A 15,597-nucleotide genomic window follows, 5' to 3' on the forward strand; every position below is an offset into this window, starting at 1 on the left:
CCGTGGCGCCGCTGGTCAGCATCTCCGGCCTCAAGGTCGCGTTCGACGGCACACCCGTGCTGCATGGCATCGATCTCGACATCGGCAAGGGCGAGGCCTTGGGCCTCGTCGGCGAGTCCGGATCCGGCAAGTCGGTGACCTGGCTCGCGGCGCTCGGCCTGTTGCCAGTCAAGGCGAAGGTCTCCGGCTCGGTCCAGCTCGAGGGGCGCGAACTGCTCGGCGCTCCCGGTACCGAGCTCGATTCCGTGCGCGGCCGGCGAATCGCCATGATCTTCCAGGATCCGGCGAGCGCGCTCAATCCAGTGCTGACGATCCGCCGCCAGCTGTGCGAAAGCCTCGCGCTGCATCGGGGCCTGCGTGGCGAGGCCGCGCGGGTCGAGGCGCTCAGGCTGCTCGATCTCGTCGGCATTCCCGATGCGAACAGGCGGCTGTCCGCCTATCCGCACGAATTCTCCGGCGGCCAGGTCCAGCGCATCATGATCGCGATGGCGCTGGCCGGCCAGCCTGACCTCCTGATCGCGGACGAGCCGACCACAGCGCTCGACGCCACCATCCAGGCGCAGATCCTCGATCTGTTGTCAGCCATCCGGCGCGAGTTCAACATGGCGATGGTGCTGATCAGCCACGACCTCGGCGTCGTCGCCGAGAATTGCGACCGCGTCTGCGTGATGTATGCCGGCCGCATCGTCGAGCGCGCGCCCGCGACGCGGCTGTTCGATGATCCCTGGCATCCTTACGCGCAGGGCCTGATCGGCGCGCTGCCGCCGCTCGATGGCGTCAGGCGGAAACTGCAGGCGATCCCTGGCACCGTGCCGGATCCGCGCGCGCTGCCGAGCGGCTGCGCGTTTGCGCCGCGCTGTATGTTCGCTGGCGATGGCTGCCATGCCGGCGTGCCGCCGCTCGCTCCGCTCGAGGACGATCGCGCGGTGGCCTGCCTGCGGCCGCAGCGGCTGCCGGTGGAGCTGGCCGCCGAATGACAGCCGCGCTCGTCGAGGTCCAGGGGATCTCGCGCACCTATCGGATGCGCTCCGGCCTGTTCGGGCGTCCGACATCCGTCCACGCCGTCGATGGCCTGAGCTTCTCGATTCTGAAAGGCGAGACGCTCGGCATCGTCGGCGAATCCGGCTCCGGCAAATCGACCACCGGCCGCATGGTGCTCGGGCTGGAGCCGCCGGACCAGGGCCACGTTCGCTTCGACGGTGCGCCGATTGCCCCGGTCGGCACGGCGGCGTGGCGCGCCCAGCGCGCGCGCATGCAGATGATCTTTCAGGATCCGCTCGGCGCGCTCGACCGCCGTCTTCCGGTTGCCGCGCAGATCCGCGAGCCGCTCGACATCCACGACATCGGCACCAAGGCCGAGCGCGACGCGCGTGTGCACGAGCTGTTGCAATCCGTCGATCTCAGCGACAGCCATGGCCGCCGCTATCCCGGCGCGCTGTCCGGCGGCCAGCGCCAGCGCATCGTGCTGGCGCGCGCATTGGCGACGAAGCCCGACTTCCTCGTTTGCGACGAGCCGGTCAGCGCGCTCGACGTCTCGATCCAGGCGCAGGTGGTGAATCTCCTGATCGATCTGCAGGCCCGGCTCGGATTGACCATGCTGTTCATCAGCCACGACCTGCGCGTCATCAGGCAGATCAGCAGCAAGGTCGCGGTGATGTATCTCGGCCGCATCGTCGAGCATGGCGATGCCGACGATCTGTTCGCGCGGCCGCAGCACCCTTATACGCAGGCCTTGGTGTCGGCCTCGCCGGCTCCCGGCCGCCGCAGCACGAACCGCATCGTGCTGACCGGCGATCCGCCGAACCCCGCTGCGCGCCCGTCGGGCTGCGCCTTTCATCCGCGCTGCCGCCATGCGATCGCGCGCTGCGCCGTCGAGGTGCCGCAGCTAGCAGCGCTCGACGATCGGCGTCAGGTCGCCTGCCATCTGGTGACCGGACCGCAATCGCAGACCCAGGACGCCGCGTGATGCTCCGCTTCTTCGCGATCCGCTTCGCGCGCGCGTCGCTGACGATCGCGCTCGTCGTCACCTTCGCCTTCATCGTGCTCAGGCTGTCGGGCGATCCCGCACTGATGATCATGGGGCCTGAAGCGCCGCCCGAGGTGATCGCCGCGTTCCGCAAGGCCTGGGGCCTCGATCATCCGATCTGGATGCAATATCTCGACTACTTCAAGGCGATCGGCCAGGGCGAGCTGGGACGCTCGATGCGCGACGGCCGCCCTGCCATCCAGCTCGTCATCGAACGCATCCCGGCGACCCTGGCGCTGACCATTCCCGCGTTCCTCGTCAAGGTGCTGCTCGGTATTCCCGCCGGTATCTATGCAGCTCTGCATCGGGGATCGGCGATCGACCGCGTCGTGATGATCACCGCCGTGGCCGGCTTCACCGTCCCAAGCTTCGTGCTCGCTTTGATCCTGGTGCTGATCTTCGCCGTCCAGCTCGGCTGGCTGCCGTCCGGCGGACAGGACTCGTGGCGCCACGCCATCCTGCCGATCGTCACGCTCGGCTTTGGTGGCGCCGCCGTGCTCGCCCGCTTCACGCGCAGCGCGATGCTGGAGATTCTCGGCCAGCCTTACATCCGCACGGCGTCGGCCAAGGGCGTGCCCTGGCGCAGAGTGATCACCGATCACGCGCTGCCCAATGCCGCCATCCCGACCGTCACCATCCTCGGCTTCATGGTCGGCAGCCTCATCGCCGGCGCCGTCGTGGTGGAGAGCGTGTTCTCCTGGCCCGGCGTCGGCCGGCTGCTCGTCGTTGCGGTGGCCAACCGCGACCTCGCGGTGGTGCAATGCATCCTGCTGCTGGTGGCGATGACCATGGTCACGTCGAACCTGATCGTCGATTTCCTCTATGGCCTGCTCGATCCGCGGCTGCGCAGCAAGCGAGCCGAGGCATGACCGATGTTGCAATGAAAGCGCCCGCAGCACGGCGGCTGCGCTGTCCCAATATTCCCGTCTCCGTCGTGATCGCGGCCGGCTGGATCGCGGCCATGCTGCTGCTGGCCATCTTCGCCGACCAGATCGCGCCGTACGGCTACACCAAGTTCGACCTGCGCAATCGCCTCTCTCTGCCGGGCAACCCGGCGCATTGGCTCGGCACCGACGAGCTCGGCCGCGACGTGCTGTCGCGCCTGATCGTCTCGATCCGGATCTCGCTCCTGATCGCGTTCGGCGCAACCGCGATCTCCGCGGTGGCCGGCACCACGCTCGGCTTCCTCGCCGCGCATTTCCGCGGCCTGGTCGAACAATCCGTGCTGATGCTCGCCGACTTCCAGGCCAGCATGCCGTTCCTGATCCTGGCGCTTGCCGTGCTCGCCTTCTTCGGCAACTCGCTGCCGTTGCTGATCGGGCTGATGGGGCTGTTCGGCTGGGAGCGCTACGCCCGCATCGCACGCGGACTTGCGATCTCAGCCAATGCGCAAGGCTATGCCGCAGCCGCGCGCCAGCTCGGCGCGACGCCGCAGCGCGTGTATCTCAAGCACATCCTGCCGAACATTGCCTCGACCCTGATCGTGTCGATGACGCTGGTGTTTCCCGAGGTGATCCTGCTGGAATCCGGTCTGTCGTTCCTCGGGCTCGGCGTGCAGCCGCCGATGACCAGCCTCGGCAACATGGTCGGCTATGGCCGGGAGTATCTCACCCGCGCGCCGTGGATCATGCTGGCGCCGGCCGTCACGATCGTGGTGACCACGCTTGCGGTGTCCGTCATCGGCGACTGGCTGCGCGACAGGCTCGACCCGACGCTGCAATAGGGCATGCTCTCAACGGCGGGCCCGCGCCTGGTAGTGACCCGCTGCCGCATCACAGCTGGGGATGTCGGCCGTGTCGCAGACGATCAAGGCCCGCCCCGCATGCTCGCACGCCAACGCCGCCCATTTGGAGGCTTCCCGCAGCCACAGCTCGCGGCGAGCCGGATCTCGCTCGGCCTCCTCGCGACAGCTCGACGCCGCCGTCAAACATGCCGATTTCCTGTCCATGCCGGACGGTCCATCATCTCAACGCAGGCGACACTAACATAGGATAAAACGATTTTGGGTTGTGATCACGTTTTGCGACGACATGCTCATGCGTGCGAGGATACGTAGTGCATCGGCAAGGAGTGATGGGCGTGGCAGGCGGCAACGGCCGCGTGGCCGAACGCGACCGAGATCTGGTGCAGATCGGTGACCACGTCACCGATGCCATAAAGCCCATCGACACCGCAGCGCTGCTTGGCATCGACCTCCAGAAAATCCTCGTCGGTGTGCCGCGCGCCCATCCGGATGGCGAGGTCCGAGCGGACCTCAGCGCCCATCGCGGGATACACGATTTCGAAGCGCTCGCTGCTGGCGCCGTCGGCAAACGCGACCTCAATGGTCCCGCTGCAGCGCTGCAGCGCTGCAGCGCATGCAGACGCGGCATCACGCGGACCCCGGCCTCGGCCAGCTTCTGTCGCGTTGCATCATCCTGCGCGTCATCCGTGGGGATCAGTGTGACATCGCGGCTGTAGACGCGCATGAACAGGGCCTTGCCGGCGGCATGACCGAGCGGGCCGATGATCGCGATCTTGCGGCCAGCAGCCTCGAAGGCGTCGCAGACGGGACAGTAGCGCAGCTCGCCCTCGTGCACCGCCTCGATCCAATCGGGCAGTGGAAACTGCTTGTCGACGATCCCCGTGGCCAAAATCACCCGTTGTGCCGCGACTTCACCCTCCGAGAATGACGCCAGGAGGTCGGCTCCGGATCTTACAAGCGATGTCACCTTGTCCCTGATGATGGGAACGCGGAGGTCCTCGACCTGACGCTCCATCCGCTCCAGCAATTCAGGTCCCGAAATGCCGCCGGGAAAACCCGGCAGATTGTGGCTGCGCGGAATCCAGGCAGCCCGGGACGCGCCACTATCGATGATCACGACGTCGCGCCGGAACCGGGCCAGGTAGATCGCGGCCATCAGGCCAGCCGGCCCACCGCCAACGATGAGAACCTCCGTGCGCATTGCCGCCACTCGCCCTTCCTGACACCTCAGCCAATCTGCTTTGGCGGTTCGATCGGAACAAAGCCGTCCCGTCGCATGACTCAGCGCTGCTGAGACCGAAGGCTCTACGCTGCCGATGCCGCCAAGTTCCTGGCGCAAGGCAAGAGGGAACAAATTTGCGCGCCGTAATCGGAACACGGATGGAACTTTTTTATGTCAATCCAGCTTAACTTATGTCGCTGCCATGTCGGCGACATCGTGCAAACTAATTGGGGACCAGAGGTTGTGTCGCGGGGAGCATCGATGCGATTTGTGAATTCGACTGATGAGAGTTTGTTGGCCTATTATGAAAGCGTGAGGAAGCAGGTCGCAGCCGACAGCCGGATCGGGGGACCTTATCGGCTCATCGGCGATCGGGCCAAGCAGTATGCCCAGGAGCTGCAGTCCGAGATGCAGCGGCGGCAGATGCGCTTCACGCCGATCGAGTGGCCGCACTGATCAGGCCGTTCCAACGCTGATCCAAGCACGCTGCGCATGATTTGAGGCGCCGCGGGGGGCTGCTTCTGCGCGCCTCTCCCGCAAGGGGAGAGGACGCCGTACCTGCCGGTCCCGCTACGAACCGTATCGAAGGATCGCCGCGATCATTCCCACGACCAGCTCGCAAAATCGTTCTCGAATTGCGGCACGTCCTTCCAGACGCCTTTCAGCTTCTTGTTGATGACCGTGATCCATTGCGGCTGGAACAGGAAGCCGGCGGCGGCGTCGGTGGCCAGCAGGCGCTGGGCGTCGCCGAGCAGCTTGGCACGGTCGGCCTCGGCCGGTGTATCGACGATCTGCTGATAGAGCTTGTTGAACGCCTCGGACTGGTAGCCGAAGTAATAATTCGGCTCGGTAAACTTCACGAGATCGAACGGCTCGACATGCGAGACGATGGTCAGGTCGAAATCATGCGGGCCGTTGAAGACCTGCGACAGCCACGCCGCCCATTCGAGATTCTCGATCTTGGCGACGATACCGACCTTGGCGAGCTGAGCTGCAACAACCTCGCCGCCCTGGCGCGCATAGGATGGGGGCGGCAGCCGCAGGCTGAGCTGCAGCGGCGTGGTGACGCCCGCTTCCGCGAGCAGCTTCTTGGCCTTCTCCGGATCGTAGGGGTTGATGCCGGTGGTGTCGACATAGCCGAGCGAGCCCGGCACGTAGAAGCTTCCGATCTCGCTGCCCAGCCCGTCGACGGCGCCCTCGATCAGCGCCTTGCGGTCGATCGCGGCGAGAATGGCGCGGCGGACGCGGACGTCGTCGAGCGGCTTCTTCTTGTTGTTGATGGTGAGAATGGTCTTCGCCTTGGAGCCACCGACCAGCACGGCAAAGCGCGGATCGGCCTTGAACTGCGCGATCGTGCGCGCCGAGGTGCCGCGCGGGAAGGCATCGACGTCGCCTGACAGCAGCGCTGCGACCTGGGCCGCCGGATCGGAGATGAAGCGGATCGTCACCTTGGACAGCTTGACGGAAGCGGCGTTGCGATAGTCGGGCCATTTGTTCAAGGTCAGCGACGAGCCCTTGGCCCAGGCGCCGAGCGTGTACGGTCCGGTGCCGACCGGCTGCGTCGCGTTGGTCGGCGCGCTCTTCGGCTCGACGATCGATGCCGTGGCCTGGCCGAGCAGGAACGGCAGGTTCGGCTCGGAATATTTGAGCTTGACCTCGATGGTCTCGGCGTCGGGCGCGTTGACCGCCTCCATCGCCTGGAACAGCGCCTTGTCCTTGTTGGTGCTGGTTGCAGCGCCGGCCTTGTCGAACGAGAACTTCACGGCGGCGGAATCGAACGCCTCGCCGTTCTGGAATTTGACGCCCTTGATGAGCTTGAACGTGTAGCTCTTCAGGTCGGACGAGGCCTGCCAGCTCGTGGCCAGCAGCGGCGACACCGAGCCGTCCTCGTTGATCTTGGTCAGCGTCTCATAGACGTTGTAGAGCGTGACCTCGGCGATGGCCGCGGCGGCCGCGCTGGTCGGGTCGAGCCCCGGCGGCTCCAAGGTCATGCCGACGACGACACTGTCCTTCTTGCTTTGTGCCGAGGCGGGCACAGCAGCAGCCGCGACGAGCGCGGTCAAAGCGATGATGGATAGTCTTTTCAACATTGTTCGTTTCTCCCGGACGGAACCAAATTACGCGTCAAAGCGGCGTCGAGACAAGAGGCGCGTGTTCTCCCGCGGCCAGCGGCGGCAGCGCCATCACGCTCTCCGCCTTGTGGCAGGCAGCAGAATGTTGCGGCGTGAGCGCGCGCAAAGCTGGGGCCGTCTCACGGCAATGCGCATCGGCGAGCGGACAGCGCGGCGCGTAGGCGCACCCCGTCGCTGCGACCGATTGCGACGCGATCACGGCGCCCTCGCGCCGGCGCCTGATCGCGCCGGCCTGCGCCCGCGGCACGGCATCCAGCAGCGCGCGCGTATAGGGATGGGCGCACTGGCCGAACAGATCCTCCGGCCGCCCGCGCTCGACGATGCGGCCGAGATACATCACCGCCACCTCGTCGCAGAGATAGTCGACGACCGCGAGATCATGGCTGATCAGGACGTAGCTCAGTCCGAACTGTTCCTGCAGGTCCTGCATCAGATTGAGCACCTGCGCCTGCACGGAGACGTCGAGCGCGCTGACCGGCTCGTCGGCGACGATCAGCTTCGGCTGGGTGATCAAGGCGCGTGCGATCGCGATGCGCTGGCGCTGCCCGCCGGAGAATTCGTGCGGATATTTGTCCATGTCGGCGTCGCGCAGCCCGACCTGCCGCAGCACGCTCGCAACCCGCGCCCGCAAGGACTCGCGATCCGGATTTTCCAGAACCGTGAGCGGCTCGGCGACGATGCGCGCGATGGTCTGGCGCGGATCGAGCGAGCCATAGGGGTCCTGGAACACCATCTGGAAATCGCGACGGGCCCGCCGCAGCTCATCCGCCGAGAGACGATCGAGGTCACGCCCCGACATGAGAACAGATCCCGAGGACGGCCGCTCCAGCGCCATGATCAGCCGCGCCAGGGTCGACTTGCCGGAGCCGGATTCGCCGACTATGCCGAGGCTCTTGCCCGGCATCAGCGTGAGCGACACGCCATTCAGCGCCAGCACTTGGCCGGGCGAACGCAGCAGGCTTTCGCGCGGCAACGTGTAGCGCTGCACGAGATCCCTGATCTCCAACAGCGGCGTCTCGGCCGACATCTGCGCTGAAGTGCTCACGCGACCACCCCCACCGGATCACGCGCGAGGGCAACGTCGGTCCGGATGCAGCGCACGCCGTGACCCGCGCCGATCTCGACCGCCGGTGGCAACGCCGTGCGGCAGGCGTCGATGACCAGCGTACAGCGCTCGGCGAACGGGCAGCCGGCCGGCAGGTCGGCAAGCTCCGGCACGGTGCCGGCGATGGTCGCGAGACGCGTGCCCTTGCGGGCGCCGAGCCGCGGCCGCGCCCGGAACAGGCCCTGCGTGTAGGGATGCCCCATGCGTGAGAACACGGCGTCGGTGGTGCCGCTCTCGACCACGGTGCCGCCATACATCACGATCATGCGCTGGACGTTCTCGGCGATGACCCCGAGATCATGCGAGATCAGGATCATCGCCATGCCCTGCTCCGCGACGAGATCGGCGATGAGGTCGAGGATCTGGCGCTGGATCGTGACGTCGAGCGCCGTGGTCGGCTCGTCCGCGATCAGCACGTCGGGCTTGCAGGCCAGCGCCATCGCGATGGTGACCCGCTGGCGCTGGCCGCCCGAGAACTGATGCGGATAGGCGTCGTAGCGCCTGGCGGCGTCGGGCAGTCCGACGCGGTCGAGCAGCGCGATCGCCTGCCGTTTCGCCTCCGCCACCGAGCAGCCGGTGTGCCGCAGCAGCGGCTCGGCGACCTGATGGCCGATCGTGTGCATCGGGTTCAGCGCCGTCATCGGCTCCTGGAAGATCATGCTGATGCGGTTGCCGCGCAGCTTGCAGTAGTCGGCATCATCCAGACCGACCAGCTCGCGGCCATCGAGCTTGATGCTGCCGCTGACGACCGCGCTGTCGGGCAGCAGCCCCAGCAGCGCCAGCGCCGTGATCGACTTGCCGCAGCCGGATTCGCCGACGATGCCGAGCGTCTCGCCGCGCCGGAGCGCGAACGACACTTCGCGCACGGCCTTGGCCGGGCCGCGGCTGGTGTTGAGCTGGATGCCGAGCCCCTGGACGTCGAGCAGAGTCTGGTCGCTCGCGCTCATCGCTGCCTCGCCAACCGTGGATCGAGCAGATCGCGCAAGCCGTCACCGAGCAGATTGAGCCCGAGCACGGCGAGCGCAATCGCGGCGCCCGGATAGACCGCAAGGCTCGGCGACTGGAACAGCAACGTCTGCGCGTCGTTCAGCATGCGCCCCCAGGACGGCTGCGGCGGCTGCGTGCCGAGGCCGAGATAGGACAGCGCTGCCTCCGCCAGGATCGCCAGCGCGAACTGGATCGTCGCCTGCACGATCAGGATCGACAGGATGTTCGGCAGCACGTGCTCGATCGTGATGCGGAAGCGGCCCTTGCCGGCGGCGCGCGCGGCGAGGATGAACTCGCGCGCCCAGATCGCACCGGCCGAGCCGCGAGTGACGCGGACGAATACCGGGATCTGGAAGATGCCGATCGCGGTGATCGATGTCACCATGCCTGGCCCCACGACCGCGGCCAGCATGATCGCCGACAGCACCGCGGGAAACGCAAAGGTGAAGTCGCTGAAGCGCATGATCAGCTCTTCCGTCCAGCCGCGCTGCGCCGCCGCGATCAGCCCGAGGCAGACGCCGCAGGTCAGGCCGATGCCGACCGCGATGATTCCGACCAGAATGGTTGCGCGCGCGCCGACCAGCAGCAGCGAGACGATGTCGCGGCCGAGCACGTCGGTACCGAGCCAATGCGCCGCCGACGGCGGCCGCAGCTTGGAGGCGACGTCGATCTCAGTGGCCGACCACGGCGTCCAGACCACCGACAGCAATGCGGCGCCGAGCACCACGAGGCAGAGCAGCGCACCGACGGCGAAGCTGCGATGACGCAGCGCGCGGCGCCAGAACACGTTCGGCGCAGGTGCGACGCCGGCCTGAATGGTCACGGACGAACTCACAGCTCATGCACCTTGATGCGCGGATCGATCACGGCATAGAGCACGTCGACCACGAAGTTGACGATGATGACCATCGCCGCGAGCAGCATCACGCAGTTGCGCACCACGATCAGGTCGCGATTGGCGATCGACTGGAAGATCAGCCGTCCCAGCCCCGGCAGATAGAACACGTTCTCGATCACGATGGTGCCGGCCAGGAGATTGGCGAATTGCAGACCCATCACGGTCAGCACCGGGATCATCGCGTTGCGCAGCACGTGCTGCCACAGCACCTCGCGCTTCGTGAGGCCCTTGGCGCGCGCGGTGCGGACGAAATCCTCGCGCAGCACGTCGAGCACGGCCGAGCGCGTCACCCGCGCCAGGATCGCCGCCTGCACCACCGCGAGCGCAACCGCCGGCAGCAGCAGCGAGCGCAGGCCGGGCCAGATGCCATCCTCCCAGCCGGGGAAGCCGCCGGCCGACAGCCATTGCAGCTTCACGGCGAACAACAGAATCAGCAGGATCGCGAACCAGAAATTCGGCAGCGCGATGCCGATCTGGGTCAGCGACATCACGCCGACATCGCCGATGCGATTGTGGTTCGCGGCCGTGTAGATGCCGGCCGCAAGCGCCAGCACCGTCGTGAGCGCCATGGCCATGATCGCAAGCGGAATGGTCATCATCAGCCGCTCGCGGATCAGTTCGGCTACCGGCGTACCATAGGCGTAGCTGTTGCCGAGATCGCCGACGAGAAGACCGCCGATCCAGCGCAGATAGCGCGTGACCAGCGGCTGATCGAGCCCGAGCTTGACCGTCAGCGCCCTGACCGCGTCAGGCGAGGCATCGGCGCCCATCAGCGTCTGGGCGGCGTTGCCCGGCAGGGCATCGAGCACCAGGAAAATGATCAGCGACGCACCGACCAGGGTCGCAAGCAGGGTCAGGCACCGCCGCAGCAGAAACACGCTCATTCAGGCCGGGGCTCCGTTTCTCGGCGGCGGCACGTTCCACAGCTTTCGCTTCCGATGCAAGCCCATTGCCTGCATGATGATCCCTGTCCCGCGCAGGACCGGGCTCGCCCGCCGCTTGATCCGGGTCAAGCCTCAGCCAGCGCGGCTCTGCATCATGTCGTCAGCGCAACCGAGCAGGCCGTCTCGCAGCATGACCATCCGTCCGGGCTTCCTCTGGGGCGCTTCGACATCCAGCTTCCAGATCGAAGGCGCGGCGCATCTGGGCGGCCGCGCCGACAGCATCTGGGACGTGTTTCTGCGCACGCCCGGCCGGGTCAGCCACAACGACACCGCGGAGGTGGCCTGCGACCACTACCATCGCTATGCCGAGGACGTCGCGCTGATGCGCAACCTCGGCCTCAACGCCTATCGTTTCTCGATCGCCTGGCCGCGGGTGCTGCCGCAGGGCCGCGGCGCCGCCAACGAGGCTGGCCTCGCCTTCTACGACCGCCTGATCGATGCACTGCTCGCCGCGGAGATAGAGCCCTGGCTGTGTCTCTACCACTGGGACCTGCCGCAGGCGCTCGCCGACCTCGGCGGCTGGCAGAACCGCGACATCGCCGGCTGGTTCGCCGACTATGCCGCGCTGGTGGCGCGGCGCTATGGCGACCGGGTCAAGCGCTTCGCCACCTTCAACGAGCCCTGCGTGTTCACGCTGTTCGGCTACGGCCTCGGCTGGCATGCGCCGGGCATTGCCGACAAGGCGGCCCTGCACAAGGCCATTCATCACGTCAATCTCAGCCACGGCCGCGCGGTCGACGTGCTGCGCAGGGACGTCGCCGGCGCCTCGATCGGCGCGATCCACAACCGCCAGCCCTGTTATCCCGCGACCAGCAGTCCGGCCGATGCCGCGGCGGCGCTGCGGCTCGCGGCCTATTGGAACGACGCCTTCCCGTTCCCGCAGGCCTTCGCCTGCTATCCGCCGGATCTGACGGACGCGGTCGCGCCGCATGTCCTGCCCGGCGACATGGCGCAGATCGCCCGCCCCGTCGACTGGTTCGGGCTGAACCACTACTCGCCGCATTACGTCAAGGCCGACACCAACATGATCGGCGCCAGCTTCGGCCCGGCGCCCGCCTCCGTGCCGCGCAGCGCGATCGGCTGGCCGGTCGTGCCCGATGCGTTCCGCGACACGCTGCTGGATATTCACAACCGGTTCCACCTGCCGATCTACGTGCTGGAGAACGGCACCGCGGCCAACGACGTGCTCGATGCCGCGGACCAGGTCCAGGACGGCGACCGGATCGCCTACCTCTCGGCCTATACCGCGGCGATGGAACAGGCGATGTCCCAAGGCGCCGACGTGCGCGGCTATTTCGTGTGGTCGCTGCTGGATAATTTTGAATGGGGCGCGGGCTATTCGCAGCGCTTCGGCATTGTCTATGTCGACCACGCCTCGCAGCGCCGCATTCCCAAGGCATCTGCGCGGTGGTATGCGAAGATGATTGCGGCACGGCGGAACTCCAACGATCCAGGCGCTGCGTAACCGGGCGGAAGACTGAGGCATGAGCGATCGCGTTCTTCTGGGCGACATCGGCGGCACCAATGCACGCTTCGCGCTGCTCGATGGTGGCGCGATCGGCGAGGTCGCACACCTGAAGGTCGCGGACTTTCCCACCATCGCTGACGCGATCACGGATTTCCTGGCGCGACACGCGGCCGGCGGGCCTCCCTCCGCAGCGGTGCTCGACATCGCCGGTCCCATCGAGCGCAATCGCGGCATGCTGACCAACTCGACCTGGGTCATCGACGGCGCCGCGCTGGCGGCGCAATTCAATCTCCGCTCGGCGAAATTGCTGAACGATTTCGAGGCGGTCGGCTGGTCGCTGCCGGCGCTGCATCCAGACGATTTGTTTTCGCTCGGTGGCAGCGCGACGGTCGACGGCGCGCCGATGCTGGTGATCGGCCCGGGCACCGGGTTCGGCGCGGCCTGCTATCTTCCCGGCGATGGCCGTCCCACGGTCGCGGTCACCGAAGCCGGCCACGCCACCTTGCCGGCGACGACGGCGCGCGAGGCCGCGGTGCTCGCCAGGATGCGCGAGCGCTTCGGCCACGTCTCGATCGAGCGCGCGCTGTCGGGCATGGGAATCGAGAACGTCTACGAGGCCATCGCCGCCGTCGACGGCGTCACCGTGCCGCCGCGCAATGCCGCGGCGATCACCAGCGCTGCGCTCGACAGCAGCTGCGCCACCAGCCGCGCAACGCTCGACATGTTCTGCGCCTGGTTAGGGGCGGTCGCCGGCAATCTGGCGCTGACCTTCTGCGCCCGCGGCGGCGTCTATATCGCCGGCGGCATCCCGCCGCGCTTTCCGGACTACTTTGCAAGATCCGATTTCCGGAGGCAGTTCGAGAGCAAGGGGCGCTATGACAGCTATCTGCGGCCGATCCCGGTGCACATCGTCACCAAGCCCGACATCAGCTTCCTCGGTCTCAAATCCTTCCACGATTCCGGCGTTAACACGAGCGGCTGATCTGCCGCCCACTGACCGATGAGCGACATCGTCACGATCACGCCGAACCCGGCCGTCGACGTCTCGACGGCCGTCGAGAAGATCGTGCCGATCGCCAAGCTGCGCGGCACGACGCAACGCCGCGATCCCGGCGGTGGCGGCATTAATGTGGCGCGCGTCATCACCCGCCTCGGCGGCGACGTCATTGCGCTCTATCCCGTGGGTGGACCGACGGGACTGCTGCTGCAGCAGCTCGTCGAGAAGGAAGGCGTTGCCAGCCAGACCTGGACCACCGCCGAGGACACCCGCGAAGACTTCTTCGTCCAGGAGCGCGCAACCGGCCAGCCCTATCGTTTCATTTTGCCGGGACCGACGCTCAGCGAGGCCGAGTGGCAGGCGGGACTCACATTGCTCGCGGGCCTCGATCCATTCCCGCGCTTCGTGATCGGCAGCGGCAGCCTGCCGCGCGGCGTGCCGACCGACTTCTACGCGCGCGTCGCCACGCTGGCACGATCGCGCGGCGCGCAATTCGTGCTCGACAGCTCGGGCCCGGCTTTGGCCGCGGCGGTCGACGGCGGCGTCGATCTGATCAAGCCGTCGCTGCACGAGATGCAGGAGCTCGTCGGCGGTGAACTGTCCGATGCTACGGCCTGGGAGGCCGCGGCGCGGGCGTTGGTCGCGAACGGCAAGGCTGAAACGGTCGCGCTGACGATGGGCCATCTCGGCGCGCTCGTGGTGACATCGGAGCGCGTGCTGCGCGCACAGCCGCTGACGATGGTGCCCGTCAACGCGGTCGGCGCCGGCGACAGTTTTCTCGGCGCGCTGGTGGCGAAGCTCGCCGCAAGCGAGTCGCTGGAAGACGCCTTCCGCTTCGCGGTAGCAGCCGGCGCGGCCGCCTTGTTGCGCACCGGCACCGCGCTGTGCGATCCCGCCGATGTCACCCGTCTGCTGGCTGACGTGCGGCTGGAGACGGCGTAGCTTTCAACGCGGCGTCGCCGTTGAGCCGATCGAGCGACAGCAGCAAGCCGCCGACGCGCTCGAGCGACGACATCCACTCGGCGAGGCGGCTGAAATTGTCCACCATCCAGTTGAACGAGCCCTGCACCAGCGTGAACGCCGCCGCCGCCTGGGTGAGCTCACCCAGCGTCATCTGATCGCCGAGGAACTTCGGCGCGCACAGCACCAGGCCGATGATCGGCGCGACCAGCGTGTTCAGGTGCGACACCAGGGTGTTCTGCATCAATTGCCAGCACAGCCGCTTCCATTGCTGGATGGTGCGGTCGAGCGCCTGCCAGATGCCGGCAATGACGCCGCGCTCCTCCTGCTTGGGCGTGATGCCTTCGCCGATGTCGCGCAAATGATGCGCCGCGGTGATCAGCTCCGACTCGGCCTGATTCTTGATCTGGATGACGCGGGTGAGCGGCGAGCCGACCCACAGCATGGCGCCGGTGACCAGCCCGGAATAGACGACCACGCTGACCACCAGATAGCCAGGAATCACCAAATGCTGGCCGGCCACGGCAACCTTGATGGACCCGCCGACCTGCCACAGCACCTGGACAAACACGACCGCCGTCAGCAGCGCGGAGATCACGCTGACCACGAAGTCGACCGGCGCATCGGTCGCGAGGCGGATGTCCTCGGCAATGCGGTACTCGGGAATCTTCTGGTCGCCCTGCACCGTCGCGAGCCGCGCATAGCGGTCGTTCTCGACCCAATAGTCGATCACCTTGGCGCTCAGCCATTGCCGCCAGTTGCGCTGCATCGCCATGCGCCCCCACACCGAGACGATCGCCAGCACGACACTGGACAGACACAGCGGGATGAGCAGAACGGCCTGCTGCCGCAGCCGCGCCGGATCGCGGCCTTCCAGCGCATCGAAGAAATCGCGGTTCCAATAGTTGAAGCGGAACTGCACATAGAGCTGCAGCACCACGAGAACGACCAGGGCGGCGCAGAGCAGCCAGACCCGCCACGCTGCCGGTCCCAGCCAGAATTGCCGTGCCGTGAGCCAGAATCGCGACCATTCGCGATTGCCGTCCTCATTCTCGTCGTCGGGCATCATCGTGCGTCCGGAGTCCTCCGGTTCATGGCTGGAACTTCTAGCATG

At 66.9% G+C, this 15,597-nt stretch carries 15 protein-coding genes; 8 read left to right on the forward strand and 7 right to left on the reverse strand.

What is annotated here, in order from left to right; translation table 11 throughout:
- Positions 1–2: 2 nt before the first annotated feature.
- From QQL87_RS17000 to QQL87_RS17015, 4 genes are read left to right on the forward strand one after another with little or no spacing between them, the layout of a single operon-like run.
- Positions 3–977, forward strand: a complete 975-nt coding sequence (locus QQL87_RS17000; RefSeq protein WP_284420080.1) for an ABC transporter ATP-binding protein — start codon at positions 3–5, stop codon at positions 975–977.
- On the forward strand, positions 974–1,966 hold the full coding sequence (locus QQL87_RS17005) for an ABC transporter ATP-binding protein (protein ID WP_284420081.1): 993 nt from the start codon (positions 974–976) through the stop codon (positions 1,964–1,966). Before QQL87_RS17000 ends, QQL87_RS17005 begins: the two co-directional genes overlap by 4 nt.
- Entirely contained in the window at positions 1,966–2,895 is a 930-nt protein-coding gene (locus QQL87_RS17010; protein WP_284420082.1) for an ABC transporter permease, read from the forward strand. Before QQL87_RS17005 ends, QQL87_RS17010 begins: the two co-directional genes overlap by 1 nt.
- An 11-nt stretch (positions 2,896–2,906) precedes the next feature.
- Positions 2,907–3,749, forward strand: a complete 843-nt coding sequence (locus QQL87_RS17015; RefSeq protein WP_502871185.1) for an ABC transporter permease — start codon at positions 2,907–2,909, stop codon at positions 3,747–3,749.
- A gap of 238 nt (positions 3,750–3,987) precedes the next feature.
- Here the strand turns inward: QQL87_RS17015 and QQL87_RS17020 are convergent, their stop codons facing one another.
- Entirely contained in the window at positions 3,988–4,926 is a 939-nt protein-coding gene (locus tag QQL87_RS17020; RefSeq protein ID WP_284420084.1) for an NAD(P)/FAD-dependent oxidoreductase, read from the reverse strand.
- Positions 4,927–5,253: 327 nt separating this feature from the next.
- On the opposite strand from QQL87_RS17020, the gene QQL87_RS17025 reads away from it, so the two are divergent.
- Entirely contained in the window at positions 5,254–5,448 is a 195-nt protein-coding gene (locus QQL87_RS17025; protein ID WP_349817280.1) for a hypothetical protein, read from the forward strand.
- Between the two features lie 143 nt (positions 5,449–5,591).
- Here QQL87_RS17025 and QQL87_RS17030 read toward each other — a convergent pair whose 3' ends face one another.
- From QQL87_RS17030 to QQL87_RS17050, 5 genes are read right to left on the reverse strand one after another with little or no spacing between them, the layout of a single operon-like run.
- Positions 5,592–7,082 carry an ABC transporter substrate-binding protein gene (locus QQL87_RS17030; protein ID WP_284420087.1) on the reverse strand — a complete coding sequence of 497 codons (1,491 nt, stop codon included), beginning with the start codon at positions 7,080–7,082 and terminating at the stop codon, positions 5,592–5,594.
- Positions 7,083–7,116: 34 nt separating this feature from the next.
- Positions 7,117–8,151: an ABC transporter ATP-binding protein gene (locus tag QQL87_RS17035; protein ID WP_284420210.1), complete on the reverse strand. Its 1,035-nt coding sequence runs from the start codon at positions 8,149–8,151 to the stop codon at positions 7,117–7,119.
- A gap of 14 nt (positions 8,152–8,165) precedes the next feature.
- The gene (locus tag QQL87_RS17040; RefSeq protein WP_284420088.1) at positions 8,166–9,176 is read right to left on the reverse strand and encodes an ABC transporter ATP-binding protein; all 1,011 of its coding nucleotides are present in this window, start codon (positions 9,174–9,176) and stop codon (positions 8,166–8,168) included.
- Positions 9,173–10,039 carry an ABC transporter permease gene (locus tag QQL87_RS17045; protein ID WP_284420089.1) on the reverse strand — a complete coding sequence of 289 codons (867 nt, stop codon included), beginning with the start codon at positions 10,037–10,039 and terminating at the stop codon, positions 9,173–9,175. Before QQL87_RS17045 ends, QQL87_RS17040 begins: the two co-directional genes overlap by 4 nt.
- An 8-nt stretch (positions 10,040–10,047) precedes the next feature.
- Positions 10,048–10,998, reverse strand: coding sequence for an ABC transporter permease (locus tag QQL87_RS17050; RefSeq protein ID WP_284420091.1), 951 nt, complete (start codon positions 10,996–10,998; stop codon positions 10,048–10,050).
- A 190-nt stretch (positions 10,999–11,188) separates the two neighbouring features.
- Between QQL87_RS17050 and QQL87_RS17055 the strand changes: the two genes are divergently transcribed.
- The 3 genes from QQL87_RS17055 to QQL87_RS17065 are packed head-to-tail and all read left to right on the forward strand — an operon-like array spanning position 11,189 to position 14,465.
- The gene (locus QQL87_RS17055) at positions 11,189–12,523 is read left to right on the forward strand and encodes a GH1 family beta-glucosidase (RefSeq protein ID WP_284420092.1); all 1,335 of its coding nucleotides are present in this window, start codon (positions 11,189–11,191) and stop codon (positions 12,521–12,523) included.
- Between the two features lie 19 nt (positions 12,524–12,542).
- A complete protein-coding gene (glk, locus tag QQL87_RS17060; RefSeq protein WP_284420093.1) occupies positions 12,543–13,508 on the forward strand; it encodes a glucokinase in 966 nt (321 codons plus the stop codon).
- Positions 13,509–13,526: 18 nt separating this feature from the next.
- Positions 13,527–14,465: a 1-phosphofructokinase family hexose kinase gene (locus QQL87_RS17065; RefSeq protein ID WP_284420094.1), complete on the forward strand. Its 939-nt coding sequence runs from the start codon at positions 13,527–13,529 to the stop codon at positions 14,463–14,465.
- Here QQL87_RS17065 and QQL87_RS17070 read toward each other — a convergent pair.
- Positions 14,425–15,549, reverse strand: a complete 1,125-nt coding sequence (locus tag QQL87_RS17070) for an SbmA/BacA-like family transporter (RefSeq protein WP_284420095.1) — start codon at positions 15,547–15,549, stop codon at positions 14,425–14,427. The genes QQL87_RS17065 and QQL87_RS17070 overlap by 41 nt on opposite strands.
- Between the last annotated feature and the right edge of the window lie 48 nt (positions 15,550–15,597).

The sequence above is a fragment of the Bradyrhizobium sp. SSBR45G genome (assembly GCF_030159255.1).
Lineage (GTDB): Bacteria > Pseudomonadota > Alphaproteobacteria > Rhizobiales > Xanthobacteraceae > Bradyrhizobium.

Bases quoted from the DNA above. Each gene is read 5' to 3' on its own strand.
- QQL87_RS17005 (WP_284420081.1), top strand. From the start codon at position 974: ATGACAGCCGCGCTCGTCGAGGTCCAGGGGATCTCGCGCACCTATCGG.
- QQL87_RS17010 (WP_284420082.1), top strand. From the start codon at position 1,966: ATGCTCCGCTTCTTCGCGATCCGCTTCGCGCGCGCGTCGCTGACGATC.
- QQL87_RS17015 (WP_502871185.1), top strand. From the start codon at position 2,907: ATGAAAGCGCCCGCAGCACGGCGGCTGCGCTGTCCCAATATTCCCGTC.
- QQL87_RS17020 (WP_284420084.1), bottom strand. From the start codon at position 4,926: ATGGCCGCGATCTACCTGGCCCGGTTCCGGCGCGACGTCGTGATCATC.
- QQL87_RS17025 (WP_349817280.1), top strand. From the start codon at position 5,254: ATGCGATTTGTGAATTCGACTGATGAGAGTTTGTTGGCCTATTATGAA.
- QQL87_RS17030 (WP_284420087.1), bottom strand. From the start codon at position 7,082: ATGTTGAAAAGACTATCCATCATCGCTTTGACCGCGCTCGTCGCGGCT.
- QQL87_RS17035 (WP_284420210.1), bottom strand. From the start codon at position 8,151: ATGTCGGCCGAGACGCCGCTGTTGGAGATCAGGGATCTCGTGCAGCGC.
- QQL87_RS17040 (WP_284420088.1), bottom strand. From the start codon at position 9,176: ATGAGCGCGAGCGACCAGACTCTGCTCGACGTCCAGGGGCTCGGCATC.
- QQL87_RS17050 (WP_284420091.1), bottom strand. From the start codon at position 10,998: ATGAGCGTGTTTCTGCTGCGGCGGTGCCTGACCCTGCTTGCGACCCTG.
- QQL87_RS17055 (WP_284420092.1), top strand. From the start codon at position 11,189: ATGACCATCCGTCCGGGCTTCCTCTGGGGCGCTTCGACATCCAGCTTC.
- glk (WP_284420093.1), top strand. From the start codon at position 12,543: ATGAGCGATCGCGTTCTTCTGGGCGACATCGGCGGCACCAATGCACGC.
- QQL87_RS17065 (WP_284420094.1), top strand. From the start codon at position 13,527: ATGAGCGACATCGTCACGATCACGCCGAACCCGGCCGTCGACGTCTCG.
- QQL87_RS17070 (WP_284420095.1), bottom strand. From the start codon at position 15,549: ATGCCCGACGACGAGAATGAGGACGGCAATCGCGAATGGTCGCGATTC.